The sequence below is a fragment of the Chloroflexota bacterium genome, from assembly GCA_016197225.1.
Taxonomy (GTDB): Bacteria; Chloroflexota; Anaerolineae; order Anaerolineales; family VGOW01; genus VGOW01.
On the sequence record JACPWC010000071.1, the window covers coordinates 121,843 to 133,502 of the forward strand.

The window sequence follows — 11,660 nt, forward strand, 5'->3', positions numbered from 1 at the left end:
AACCGACGAATCGCCAAAAAGGATACGGAGAATCCGATTAAGAGTTGAGGGCCTTTATTTACCCTACACAGGGCAACAAGCTGACACTGGTGTCGAGCAGGCTTTGGCTGGTGTTGCCCGCTCCATCCTCGGCCACAATGTAAAACTCCCACGGGCCGTATTCCGACCCTGGCACGTCCAGGCCTCTGACAGTTGCCCTGTATTTGTCATTACCCAAAGACTCCAACTCAATTGGCGTGAACGATTGAGCCGCGCCAACGCGATACCATAACACCACCTGCGTCACGCCTGACGGATCGGTAATGGTGGCCGTGACCGTGATTGATGTCGGCTTGCAATCTGACTTGGCGAAGACGGCGCTGGAGGCGGCGATGCTGTCGAAGTCTGGACCGACTGTATCGGCTGAAGTTGGAGAGGCCGGCGGGGCGGTGAGGGTCGGGACATCGCCGCCCCGCGTGGGCGGCGGCTGACCCGGAATCACCTCCTCGCCCACACAAGCCGCCAATGTCGAAGCGCAGATCATGATGACAAGAAAACTTTTCGTCATCCGTTCAATCTGATAAATCCGTTGACCCTTCATGCCGACGCGCCCGAGTAAGCTCTCAGGCCGCGCCGCCACACCCAGCGAGCAAGCAGAAGCAGGGCAACGGCCAGCGTCGCCGCGCCGGGCAGCGTTTGTGGCGTGAGGCGGTTGGTGAGCGCCTCGGCTGGCACGGTGACGGCAAAGGCGACCGGGACGAGGAAGGTCAGACCCGTGCGAAGCCAATCGGGATAAATGCCCACCGGCCAGCGCCCGGCGGCGTACACGCCCTGAAACAGATTGACCATCTCGTCAATTCGCAACACCCAAAACGCTATGGTCGTGAGCATGAGCCAGAAGCTATAAATCATCGCCGCGCCGCAGAGCAAGGCCACTGCGAAAGACAGCGCCTGCCCCGGGCCAACTGCAAACTGCAATTCATAAAGCGCCACGCCCATCACAACTGCTCCCATCACCAAATCGGTCGTTTGCCACAAACGGAACTCGCGCACGCTGATGAGAACCTGCGAGTCGGCGGGCTTGGTGAGGGCGAAATCGAGCGTGCCTTCCTGGATGTCGCCCATCAGCCGTTCCATGTTGGGCTGGATCACGGTGCGGATGACGCCGCCGGTGAGGATGTGGACGCCCATCACCATCAACAATTCCGGGCGCGACCAGCCGGCGAGGTCGGCGGTGTGGCTGAAGACCAGCGACAGGCCGACCAGGCCGGTACCCAGGGCGATGAATGATTGAAGCAATTGAATGAAGAAGTTGACGCGATATTGCAGTTCGTTCAACACGCCAACGCGGAAGTGAATCCAGATGAGTTTGAGAGTGTTCATGGTTGCACCGTCGCCAATAACCAATAACGAATAACCAGTTATCAGTTATTCGTTATTGGTTATTAATTTCCAACAGACGAAAACTGCCGAATGCCAAACCGCCACACAATGTTGACCAGCAGTGTGCCAGACAGAATCCAGAAAAATTGCATGCCCAGGCCGGCGAGCAATTGGGTGGGCGTGAGCTGACTGACGAGCGACTCAATGGGAAAACCGAACGTCCACTGAAAAGGCAGGAAGCTCGCCAGCTTTTGCACCCAGCCGGGCATCAACGACATGGGCACCAGCCGCCCGGAAAGCAATAGCTCAATCGCAAAATACAACTCGTAGATGGCGCTCACGCGCGTTGTCCAGAAGGTGAGCATGCCCAGCAGGGAGAGGGCCATGGTCCGAATCAGGTACGCGCCCCAGATGGCAAAGAAGAAGACGGCGATCCCCAAAGGAGTCGGGCTGAAGGTTGGCTTGAAGACCAGCGACAGGAACGCGGCCAGCGGCAACCACAAAATGATGACGGCCACTTTCCAACCTGCGAAGTAAGCGATGTCGTTGTGAAGCGGGTGCAACGGGCGCAGAAGTTCGGCGGCCAGGCGGCCCTGCCGGATGCGCCACTCCCAGCCATAAGGCGTGAAGACGATGTTCATATTGCGCACCAGAGTCCACACGATGTAGTAAGCGGCGAACGCGCCCGGCGTATAGCCGCCCACCGAGCCGCCCTGGGCGTTGGCGACGGTTGACCAAACGACCAGGTAAATCACCGGCTCGGCGACCATCCCGATCATGTAAAAGTAATTCGCCACCCGGTATTGCAATTGAGTCACGACGGCGATCTTCATCGTGGTCAGATAGAAGTCGAGCATCCGTTTCATGAGACGGCCTCTTTCTGCGCCGGCGCTGCCTGAGCAAAGACGCGCTCGATCACGTCGTCAATTGGCGTGTCTTCCACCGTCAGGTCAGACACAGACAAGTCGGCCAGCAAGCGAGCAGTGGCGCGGGACGTTTCGGCTTTGGGCACACGCAGAGTCACGCGCTCGCCGTCGCGGCCCGCCACTTCGCCGTAAGCGCTCAAGTCAACGCTTGGGTCGTCGAGCGTCAGGCCGATGGTTTTGTAGGACGAGAAGCGCTCGACCAGGGTGCTCAGGTCGCCGTCGAACAAAATCTGGCCGTGATGGATGACGATGACGCGCTTGCACAACGCTTCGACATCGGCCATGTAGTGGCTGGTGAGAAGCACGGTTGCGCCGTAGCGCTGGTTATACTCGGCCACGAAGTGGCGCAGGCGGCGTTGCATGGTCACGTCGAGGCCGAGGGTCGGCTCGTCGAGGAAGAGCACTTTGGGGCGGTGCAGAAGCGCGCCCACCAGTTCCGCCTTCATGCGCTCGCCCAGCGACAGATTGCGCACCGGTTTGTGGACGAGTGGCCCAAGTTCGAGCAATTCGATGAACTCGTCGCGGGTCTTCTTGAAGTCGGCCTCGGGGATGTTGTAGATGGCCCGGTTCAGATCGTACGAGTCCAGGGCCGGGATGTCCCACACCAGTTGATTACGATTGCCCATCACCAGCGTAATCTGCTGGAGAAAGTCTCGCTCGCGCTTCTCCGGCAAGTGGCCCAGCACGCTCAACTGGCCGCCGGTCGGATAAAGCAAACCGGACAGCATCTTGAGCGTCGTCGTCTTGCCGGCGCCGTTGGGGCCGAGAAAGCCGACGACCTCGCCGGGGGTGATGTCGAAGGTGATGCGGTCAACCGCTTTCACCTCGCGTGTCTTGCGGCGCACCAGGCTTTGCATGGCCGCCTTCAGCCCGGCCTCGCGCTCCGGCACAAAGTAGCTTTTGCTGAGATTGGAAACGTGAATGACAGAATTGTTTGTGGACAAGGTGACCTCTTGGTTGATAACTTTAGCGTCAGCAGTTGGCGCATACTCGGCCAGGGCAACTCGCTGGCCATAAGGCATGTTGGCCTGGCGCACGCGCCACTCCGTTGCCCGCTCTTAAACTGGCTTGCGGTAGATGGTATCGCGCCTAACGACTCGAAAGCCACAGCTCTCATACAAGCGTGTTGCGCCCAGGTTTTCACTATCAGGAGTTAGAGCAGACTCGGACATGCCTTCTGCTTTTTGCGCTTGTAGGCTGCGGGCGATCAGCGCCCGGGCCAGGCCCCGACGCCGCCAGGCCCGATCTACCCCAATTCCCTCTGTATAGCCGCGTTTTCGGTTGAACTTCTCGTTCTGTGCCTGATCGATAAAAGTCAACACATGCCCTGCAACTCGTTGGGTCGCGAGATCCCAGGCTATTTGCCACAGATGCGGTTGAAAGAGAGGGTTGGTCAGCCAGGCTTGATAATCTTCTTCAGTGGACTTTGTATATCCCCACTCGTCTTGACTGGTGTCGTCAACAGATGCCCAGATGGGGCGATAATGTTCAGGTAATGCCGGGCGCACTTCCAGCCCTTCGGGCAACGGCAAATCGGGAATGTCATCAAGTGATGACCGCACCATTTGATAGAAGTGGCGTATGGGTTGGTAGTCTGCGCGCTCCAGCATTAGGGTCGTGCCTTCTTGAAATTGCGAGGCCGAAGCCTGAAAGAATTTGGCCTGATCCGTTGGATGTGTCGCCGCGATGTCACGAAGGCGATTCTCAATCCACCACAGCATCACCCGACCAATCCCCTGACGCCGCCACGTCGGCGCCAGAAAGCCGACAAATTCATATATTCGTCCGGTTGCTGGTTCATCCCACCACCACCCTCGCGAGTAGCCAATGACCGCGCCCGCGATTTCTGCAAAGATCATATCTTGGTAGGGATCACAGTTGGTCAGGTGGTTATTATAATTATTGGCGATACCTTCAACGGTATCCGTGCGCTCGATTTTGTCTGCCCCGGCACTGGCCGTAATGACGGCTAATATATGGGGATAGTCACTCTCGCCTCGAAAGCGGCGAAAACTCAATCCAGAGATAGCAGGGGCATTCGCTACGGCAATCTGATCATCAGACATAATTGCTCCTAAGTTGCTGATCGGATTCAATAAATCCGTGATTTCTTTCTTACCCAACCAGCGCCTCAACGCTCTCTCGAAACACTTTCGTGTGATAGTCAACATCCTCCGCTGTTGTGCTGGGCGACATGAGCGCCATGTTGTGAAACGGCGTCATCAGGATGCCACGATTGAGGGCGAACAGGTGCATAAAACGATCAAGCTCAACGTCCACCGCGGCGGCAGCCTCGCCGCCGTTTCGTGGCGGCGTCTCGCGGAACCAATATTCGGCCCGGCATCCGAGCCGCTTCACAATCCACGGCAGTCGCTTCTCACGAATCACTGATTCGACTCCTTCGCCGAATCGTTCGCCGAGCGGAATCATTCGGGCAAAGGCTTTTTCGGTGAGCACGTGCTCAAGCGTGGCCCGCATCGCCGCCAGCGCCAACGCATTGCCCGACAGTGTGCCGCCAATGCCGCCCGTGTCAGCATCTTCCACGCTGGTTGCGCTGCGGATTCGTTCGGCCACCTCGACGCTCAGGCCGTAAGTTGCGGCGGGCATTCCGCCCGCAATCGGCTTGCCGATGGTGAGCAGGTCCGGCTTGAGGCCGTAGGCTTTGGTGTAGCCGCCCGGCCCGGCGCAGATCGTGTGCGTCTCGTCAATGATCAGCAATGTGCCGGTGTGGCGGGTGATCTCCCGCAGGGTGTCGTGGTAGCCAGGATCGGGATGGATGATGCCGATGTTGGTCATGGCCGGTTCGGCCAGCACACAGGCCACGTCGCCGGGGGCGAGCGCCTCTTCAAGAGCGGCCAGGTCGTTGAACTCGATCACTTTGGTCGTCGTGGCCGGGTTCACTGCAGGGCCAAGGTTGCCCTGCCTGGGGCCGGCGACCCCGTCGTTCAAGGTGACGAACGTCTCATCCACCGTGCCGTGATAACAGTAATTGAAGGCCAGAATCAGTTTGCGGCCCGTGATGTGTCGGGCGAGCCGGATCGCGAAACGATTAGCGTCGGTGGCGGTCATGGCGATCTGCCAATAGGGCAGGCCGAAGCGTCGGGCAAGTTCCTCGCCAACCCAGATCGCGTTTTCGGTGGGGAGCATGAGGGTGATGCCATGCCGTGCTTGCTCGACGAGGGCGTTCACCGTGGCTTCGGGCGCGTGGCCGGTCATCGCGCCCGTGTCGCCCAGGCAAAAGTCAACGTAGTCGTTGCCATCCACGTCGGTGAAGTGCGCGCCCTTTGCTTCTTTGACGAAGACGGGGTACTTGCCCGCCCAGCGCACCATCCAGTTCATGGGCACGCCACCCAGTAGGCTGGATTTGGCCCGCTCGAACAGTTCGCGCGAGCGCGGGTGCTTCTCGACGAAGAGTTGTTCTTCTTGTGCCAGGCGTTCTTTCAATCGGGTTCGGTCAATGGTAGTCATCATTTTCCTTTCGGCTTTATGACTCAGCAATGGTGGGGTGTGACTCTGATTCTAGCGCATCATTGACCAACCACTGGCCGACCACTTTCCCCAGGCCAATGCCCTGATCCTTGAAGCCCAGCTTCTTGTAAAACTCAACCGCGTCGTCGGTGAACAGGTAGACGTGTTGTCCCGGCAGTTTGTCGAACACAATTTGCATCATCTTGCTGGCAATGCCCTGATGACGATAGGCCGAGAGCGTCCACACGTCCACAATGTAAGCGTTGCAAACGCCGTCCGACAGCGCCCGCACCGTGCCGATGATGCGAGCGTCGGCGTAAGCGATGCACGTGATCGCGCTGTTTTCAAACGAGCGCCTGAGTTGCTCCGGGTTTCGGCCATTGTCGAAATTGTCCTGAAGCAGAGTCGCTTTCATCTCGGTCCAATCCACGCTGTCGAGGTTTTCTTTGTAGACGACTGTTGTCATTGCATTCTATTCCTTGCTCTGGGCGGTAGTTTCAGATTGCGGTCTATCCGTCCGCAAGAACTTCCGCGATTGCACGTCGGGCTATTCCGGCAAGCACTGGATTCGTGTTCTGGTAGTAAGGGAGGGCAATCAACCCGACAGACAGCGCCCAGCCGCGACCTCGCGCCCAAGTCGCATCATCGACTTGTAGGGTTGCACGGAACACGTCCCGGGTTTCGGCAGACAGGTAGAGCCACGCGGCCATCACGTCGCAGGCTGGATCACCCACGCCCAGACATCCGAAATCAATGACAGCGATGAGCCGGCCCTGTACAGCCAGCAGATTCCCAGATTGCAGGTCTCCATGGAGCCAGACGGGCGGGCCGTGCCAAGCTGGCGCCTCGATGGCTGCGTCCCACACAGCGGTCACTGTGTCGGCATCGAGCGTGCCTCGCAGAGTGGCAATTGCGTCGCGGGTCTCCGTGTCTCGCCTTGCCAGCGGTTCGCCGCGAGAGGAGTTGTGCGGCCCGGGCGGCGGCCCGCCTGTTGCATCAAGTCGTTGCAGGGCAGCTATGAATTGCGCTAAATCAATCGCCGCTTGGCGTGGCTCGGCAATGCGCTCGAGGGCCGCATTCTCGCCTTCGAGCCACCGATAAACCGACCAATGCCAGGGGTAGCCCTCACCGGGTTCACCTTTTGCGAGCGGAACGGGGATGGCGAGCGGCAGGAACGGGGCAAGCCTCGGTAGCCACAAGTGCTCCTCCTCCACCTGTCCAACGGCCCTATGAATGCGTGGCAATCGCACAACCATGTCATCGCTGAGCCTGTAGAGCGCGTTGTCAGTTCCGGCGGAAGGGACCGGTTCGATGGGAAGGTCTGCCCACTGCGGAAACTGCGCGGCGAGCAACCGGCCCACGAGGAATGCGTCGGTATCCATCTCGTCGTCATGCATTTTGCCAGCAGTCATAAGCGCCTTTCACTGTCGGCAGATTCGTCCTCTTTCCACAGGAACCGCCCAACAGCCAGATATGTTTTGTCATCCTTGAGCGCGGGCGCGATCACGGCGTCGAACTTGAAGAACTGAATGTCGGTAAGGCCCGCCTGGCGATAAAGCCGGATGACTTGATCGCGGGTGTACCAGCGGGTGGCGGGCGAGCGGCGGTGGAGTTCAGAGGCAATCACTTCGCCGTTGAGAGTCACTTCGTAGCGGTCTTCAGTATGCTCAAGCTGATTGGCCAGGTCGTACCAGGCCCGCGACCAGCGGCGCACAGTTGCGCCATCCTCCGGCCTGACCTTCTCGCCCCTGGGTGCCCACTCTGTTTCCGTCGGGCTGCCGTCATCCCAGATGTCCATGAAAGGCATGGCCAGCGTGCCGCCGGGCAGAAGGTAGGCGAAGAAGCGGCCCATCGCCTCGGCGGCCAAACCCGGATCGGTGAGCAGTTGAAACGAGCTTGAGGGCACGATGATCGTCTGATACTTGCGCGGCAAGTCCAGGGACTCCATTCTCTGCTGGAACGTGTTTGGCTTGAGGCCAAGCTTCGCCGCCTTCTGGTGGCAGAGGGCCAGCATCTCCGGGGAGATGTCCACGCCGTCAATGTCTATTCCCTGCGAGAGGAAATCCAACAGGAGGCGGCCTGTGCCACAGCCCACGTCGAGGGCGGGCTGGCCGTACTTGCGAATCACTTCGAGGAAGAGAAAGCGGTCTTCCCAGTTGGAAGTGTCGCCGCGAAACAAGTCCCAGGTTGCCGCCATCTGGTCGCGATATTCAAAGTCTTGTCCGGTGGTAACAACAGCGGTGGTGTTCATGCTAACGGTTCCTTTTTTGAAGTGTATTTGTGCCACAAATCGTTCGCCAGTTGCGGCGGGTTGCTCGCCACGCCGTAGCGGGCAAAGTATTGGCACACCCGCTCCACGTCGCGCCGGAAGATGGCGCGGGCAGACGGGTTGGCTTGCAGGCCGACGACTTGCGGGAAGTCAATAATCGAGATCGCGCCGTTCCAGTACAGTACGTTGTAAGCCGAGAGGTCGCCGTGCACCCAACCGCACGAGAGCATGATCTCGACGTTCCACATCAGCCGCTCAAACAGCGGGCGGGCTTCGGCGGAATCCAGCGGCACGTCAATCAACACCGGCGCGGGCATCGTCTCGTCGCCCACGTACTCCATCAACAGCGCATACTCGTTGTGCTTGAGCGGCTCCGGCACGTCAGCGCCGGCTTCGTGCAGTTGTTGCATGAGGGTGAATTCGTGCATCAACCACGAAGTCTGAGCCGCCTCCAGCCCCTTGCGCGATTTGCCGGCGATGGCTTTGTGCATGCGCCAGTCGCGGGCGCTGATGGCGTTGCCTTTGGCGTCGAGCATGGCCCGGCCCTGTTGATACTCGGTTGTGTTTTTGAGAGCGCGGAACTTGCGCGGGCGATACAGCTTGGCGGCGATCAGGTCGCGGCCAGAGTCGGGGTGAGCGGCACAGCAATAGACGTTGGCTTCTTTGCCGCCCTTCACCCGCCGGGTCACATCGGCGATAACCTTGCCAAGATAGAACTGGCCGAGATGCTCGATGATCCAGCCCATCTCTTCGCTTGTCGCGTTCACCGACGGGCTGAAGAGTCGCTCGTTCTTTCCGGCGGCGTCCGGCTCGTAAAGCGAAGCGGCGGCTTCCCATTTGTTCTGTTTGGGTTTGTGATTCAGCTTGACCCGCCGGGGGCGGCGGTCATCTGTTTGAAGATCCAATTCTTCGTAAGATTCAAGATCGATCATAGGTTGAAGTACTCTTTCATGTCCAGGTAACTTTCATATCGTCGGACGGTGACGCCGCCGTTTTCAACAGCGGCTTTGATCGCGCACCCCGGCTCGTGGCTGTGGGTGCAGTCTAGCCCGAACTGGCACTGGCCGACGTAAGGCCGTAGTTCCGGCAAAAGCGAGGCCAAATCGTCGGAGCCGACATCCCACAGTTTGAACATCCGCAAGCCGGGCGTATCCACCACACTGCCGCCGAACTCAAGGTCGAACATCTCAAGGTGAGAGGTGGTGTGCCTGCCTTCGCCAGTGTGGGTGTTGACGGCGTTGACGCGCAGGCCGAGGCCGGGCTGGACGGCATTGAGGAGCGTCGTCTTGCCCACGCCCGACTTGCCGATGAAGGCCGAGAGCTTGCCGCGCAACGCCTCTTTGAGCGACGCGATGCCGGTTCCATCTACCGCGCTGGTGAGCAGAGTTGGGTAGCCGAGGCGGCCATACTCTTCGGCAATGAGCGTCAGCGGCTCGGCCTCGTCGGCCAGGTCGAGCTTGGTGAGGCAGATCAGTGCCGGGATGTTGGCAGCTTCGGCCATCGCCAGGTAACGATCCAGCAGGCGCCACTTAGGATCAGGGTGAACCGGAAAGACGGCCACCACCTGGTCAACGTTGGCGACGATCACTTGCTCCTGTGGGTGCTTGCCTGCCACTTCCGCCGTCGGTCGCGCCAGCTTGTTGCGGCGCGGGAGGACGTCGGTGATGACGCCCGTGCCGTGGTCGGCCTCGACGAAGCTGACGCAGTCGCCAATGGCAACCGGGTCAACGACGGCGATCTCTTTGACGGCCTGCACCCGCTTGCCGCGCCGTTTGGGGTCGGTGGGGGCGGCAATGGGGTAGATGAGATTTTTGCGGAGGCGGTTGGAGATCGAACAATCGAAGACCTGCCCCGCCGCGCGGACAAAGTATTTGCCCAGGAGTTTTTTGAAGACAGTTCCCTGATGAACTGCCTGAGGGTGTTGAGTCATGGTGTTCCTTATCGAAAGCGGGCAAGTTGCCAACTTGCCCTACGGCGACTTAAAACGTAACGGCCACGAGTCGCCGCATGTTGCCGCTCTCGTGGCCGGTGAATCAAAACGGCCACGGAGCAGAGCGCGCCCATGGCCGTTGATGGCTAAAGGGTCAGGCTAACGTCAGGTTAGCGTTCAGGCGCGGTCAGACAAGACATGATGGATTTCATGCTGGCGACAAGTTGAGGGGAGTTGAAGTAAAGGGTTGTCATTGTCTGTGCGCCTCCTTTCGATAGGATGCCGCGAGTTTAGCACGGTTTAGCGAAGCCTGTCAAGAAATTTTGAAAATTGCAATGAAGAGCGCCCCCGGCGCGACTCGAACGCGCATCCTTAGACTTAGAAGGTCTCTGCTCCTCCATTGAGCTACGGGGGCCTTTAACTCTCTGTCAGATTATACTATGGACGTAAAACAGGAGGGTGAAATGCCAATCTGTCATAAATGTGGCACGGAATTTCCCAACAAATTGACGATTGGAGGTACGACGCGAAACCTCCAATCTAGAAAATTCTGTATTAATTGCTCCCCGTTTGGGAGTCACAATACGAGAAATCTAAATGAGGTAACCGACCACGGGCGTCGAAAATGTCCTCGGTGCAAGAAGACTTTGCCGATCGAGAATTTTTACAACCGCCGGAGCAAGACAGGGCACTCATCATACTGCAAGCAATGTACTAACCTGCAAACCCTTGAGCGACAGCGCGAACTTAAACAGAAAGCTGTCAAGTATAAAGGTGGCAAGTGTGTGCGATGTGGTTACAACCATTACATCGGCGCGCTGGAATTCCATCACATTGACCCGAACGGAAAGGATGTGACTATTTCGCACCTCAAGCACACAACTTTCAGAAAAATCGTGCTTGAGCTTGATAAGTGTGTTTTGGTGTGTGCCAACTGCCATCGGGAGATTCACGCCGAATTCAAAGGATTGATCCGCCAACCACTGGCGGAAACAGGTTGATCTTGTCGCCGTCGTTCAGCGGCGTGTCGAGCGTCTTCTGCTGGTTGTTGATGAAGGCGTGGCGGACGAGTTTTTCGGGGAGTTTGAGAGTAGGGATGAGGTTGGCGGCAGTGGCCCCGGCCGGCAGTTCGACGACGAGCGGCTCGGAGCGGTTGGGGCCGGGATGGTGCTGGCGGAGCAGGGCGAAGAGTTTGACGTAGACCTTCATGTCCGCAGATTTCGCAGATTTGTTGTCAGCGCGTCCGGGAGACAGATTACCCGTTGTTCAAGTAGGGGCGCAAGCCTTTGTATACCCGCCCGCCGGAGAGCGTTTTGAGAATGGTGTTGGCCTGAGTGGGGCGGTTGATGCGCTCGGCCATTTCTATAGGAGTGAGCGGCGTGTTGCCATTGGCCAGAAACACGCGGAAGATGGCGTCTACCAGCGAAGTGTGTTGCTGGAGATAGCCGGGTTGTTGTGAGCAGTGGTGGCGCAGAGCATGTTGCAAGCCGTCCAGCCTCTGCACCTCCGCCGTTTCCGGGTCAACCCAGTCAATCTGATCAGTTTCTTCAAGCGACTGATATTTGGCTTGATGATCCGGGCACAGATGGCTTTGCAGGTAAACGCGAAGTTCCCGGCTCTCGCGCTCCCACCAGGCGTAATCAATGTGGAAGGGTGTGGTGATCGTCGGCTTGACCAGACGAGTATTCGTAGCAGGCAGAGTCAT

14 protein-coding genes and 1 tRNA gene are annotated in these 11,660 nt (G+C 58.6%); all 15 read right to left on the reverse strand.

Annotated elements, in window-relative coordinates:
* Positions 1–58: 58 nt before the first annotated feature.
* Positions 59–580 (reverse strand): hypothetical protein, encoded by a 522-nt coding sequence (locus tag HYZ49_13560; GenBank protein MBI3243312.1) that lies wholly within the window; start codon positions 578–580, stop codon positions 59–61.
* Positions 577–1,362 carry an ABC-2 family transporter protein gene (locus HYZ49_13565; protein ID MBI3243313.1) on the reverse strand — a complete coding sequence of 262 codons (786 nt, stop codon included), beginning with the start codon at positions 1,360–1,362 and terminating at the stop codon, positions 577–579. Before HYZ49_13565 ends, HYZ49_13560 begins: the two co-directional genes overlap by 4 nt.
* A gap of 62 nt (positions 1,363–1,424) precedes the next feature.
* On the reverse strand, positions 1,425–2,228 hold the full coding sequence (locus tag HYZ49_13570; protein MBI3243314.1) for an ABC-2 family transporter protein: 804 nt from the start codon (positions 2,226–2,228) through the stop codon (positions 1,425–1,427).
* Entirely contained in the window at positions 2,225–3,310 is a 1,086-nt protein-coding gene (locus HYZ49_13575) for an ATP-binding cassette domain-containing protein (GenBank protein MBI3243315.1), read from the reverse strand. Before HYZ49_13575 ends, HYZ49_13570 begins: the two co-directional genes overlap by 4 nt.
* A gap of 36 nt (positions 3,311–3,346) precedes the next feature.
* Positions 3,347–4,411 (reverse strand): GNAT family N-acetyltransferase, encoded by a 1,065-nt coding sequence (locus HYZ49_13580; protein MBI3243316.1) that lies wholly within the window; start codon positions 4,409–4,411, stop codon positions 3,347–3,349.
* Positions 4,404–5,759: an aspartate aminotransferase family protein gene (locus tag HYZ49_13585; GenBank protein MBI3243317.1), complete on the reverse strand. Its 1,356-nt coding sequence runs from the start codon at positions 5,757–5,759 to the stop codon at positions 4,404–4,406. The genes HYZ49_13580 and HYZ49_13585 overlap by 8 nt, the downstream gene beginning before the upstream one ends.
* A gap of 13 nt (positions 5,760–5,772) precedes the next feature.
* On the reverse strand, positions 5,773–6,222 hold the full coding sequence (locus HYZ49_13590; protein MBI3243318.1) for a GNAT family N-acetyltransferase: 450 nt from the start codon (positions 6,220–6,222) through the stop codon (positions 5,773–5,775).
* Between the two features lie 43 nt (positions 6,223–6,265).
* On the reverse strand, positions 6,266–7,168 hold the full coding sequence (locus HYZ49_13595) for an aminoglycoside phosphotransferase family protein (protein MBI3243319.1): 903 nt from the start codon (positions 7,166–7,168) through the stop codon (positions 6,266–6,268).
* Complete coding sequence (locus HYZ49_13600) at positions 7,165–8,007, reverse strand: class I SAM-dependent methyltransferase (GenBank protein MBI3243320.1); 843 nt, start codon at positions 8,005–8,007, stop codon at positions 7,165–7,167. The genes HYZ49_13595 and HYZ49_13600 overlap by 4 nt, the downstream gene beginning before the upstream one ends.
* Complete coding sequence (locus HYZ49_13605; GenBank protein MBI3243321.1) at positions 8,004–8,957, reverse strand: hypothetical protein; 954 nt, start codon at positions 8,955–8,957, stop codon at positions 8,004–8,006. Before HYZ49_13605 ends, HYZ49_13600 begins: the two co-directional genes overlap by 4 nt.
* Complete coding sequence (rsgA, locus tag HYZ49_13610) at positions 8,954–9,955, reverse strand: ribosome small subunit-dependent GTPase A (GenBank protein MBI3243322.1); 1,002 nt, start codon at positions 9,953–9,955, stop codon at positions 8,954–8,956. The genes HYZ49_13605 and rsgA overlap by 4 nt, the downstream gene beginning before the upstream one ends.
* Positions 9,956–10,298: 343 nt before the next feature.
* A tRNA-Arg gene (locus HYZ49_13615) sits at positions 10,299–10,370 on the reverse strand.
* Between the two features lie 280 nt (positions 10,371–10,650).
* The gene (locus HYZ49_13620; GenBank protein ID MBI3243323.1) at positions 10,651–10,896 is read right to left on the reverse strand and encodes a hypothetical protein; all 246 of its coding nucleotides are present in this window, start codon (positions 10,894–10,896) and stop codon (positions 10,651–10,653) included.
* Positions 10,897–10,915: 19 nt separating this feature from the next.
* Positions 10,916–11,164, reverse strand: a complete 249-nt coding sequence (locus HYZ49_13625) for a MoaD/ThiS family protein (protein ID MBI3243324.1) — start codon at positions 11,162–11,164, stop codon at positions 10,916–10,918.
* Between the two features lie 46 nt (positions 11,165–11,210).
* On the reverse strand, positions 11,211–11,660 hold the full coding sequence (locus HYZ49_13630) for a hypothetical protein (GenBank protein MBI3243325.1): 450 nt from the start codon (positions 11,658–11,660) through the stop codon (positions 11,211–11,213).

What these genes read in the sequence shown, in the direction of transcription:
- HYZ49_13560 (MBI3243312.1), bottom strand. Translation starts at nt 580, where the DNA reads ATGAAGGGTCAACGGATTTATCAGATTGAACGGATGACGAAAAGTTTT.
- HYZ49_13565 (MBI3243313.1), bottom strand. Translation starts at nt 1,362, where the DNA reads ATGAACACTCTCAAACTCATCTGGATTCACTTCCGCGTTGGCGTGTTG.
- HYZ49_13570 (MBI3243314.1), bottom strand. Translation starts at nt 2,228, where the DNA reads ATGAAACGGATGCTCGACTTCTATCTGACCACGATGAAGATCGCCGTC.
- HYZ49_13575 (MBI3243315.1), bottom strand. Translation starts at nt 3,310, where the DNA reads ATGCCTTATGGCCAGCGAGTTGCCCTGGCCGAGTATGCGCCAACTGCT.
- HYZ49_13585 (MBI3243317.1), bottom strand. Translation starts at nt 5,759, where the DNA reads ATGATGACTACCATTGACCGAACCCGATTGAAAGAACGCCTGGCACAA.
- HYZ49_13590 (MBI3243318.1), bottom strand. Translation starts at nt 6,222, where the DNA reads ATGACAACAGTCGTCTACAAAGAAAACCTCGACAGCGTGGATTGGACC.
- HYZ49_13595 (MBI3243319.1), bottom strand. Translation starts at nt 7,168, where the DNA reads ATGACTGCTGGCAAAATGCATGACGACGAGATGGATACCGACGCATTC.
- HYZ49_13600 (MBI3243320.1), bottom strand. Translation starts at nt 8,007, where the DNA reads ATGAACACCACCGCTGTTGTTACCACCGGACAAGACTTTGAATATCGC.
- HYZ49_13605 (MBI3243321.1), bottom strand. Translation starts at nt 8,957, where the DNA reads ATGATCGATCTTGAATCTTACGAAGAATTGGATCTTCAAACAGATGAC.
- rsgA (MBI3243322.1), bottom strand. Translation starts at nt 9,955, where the DNA reads ATGACTCAACACCCTCAGGCAGTTCATCAGGGAACTGTCTTCAAAAAA.
- HYZ49_13620 (MBI3243323.1), bottom strand. Translation starts at nt 10,896, where the DNA reads ATGGCAGTTGGCACACACCAAAACACACTTATCAAGCTCAAGCACGAT.
- HYZ49_13625 (MBI3243324.1), bottom strand. Translation starts at nt 11,164, where the DNA reads ATGAAGGTCTACGTCAAACTCTTCGCCCTGCTCCGCCAGCACCATCCC.
- HYZ49_13630 (MBI3243325.1), bottom strand. Translation starts at nt 11,660, where the DNA reads ATGACTCTGCCTGCTACGAATACTCGTCTGGTCAAGCCGACGATCACC.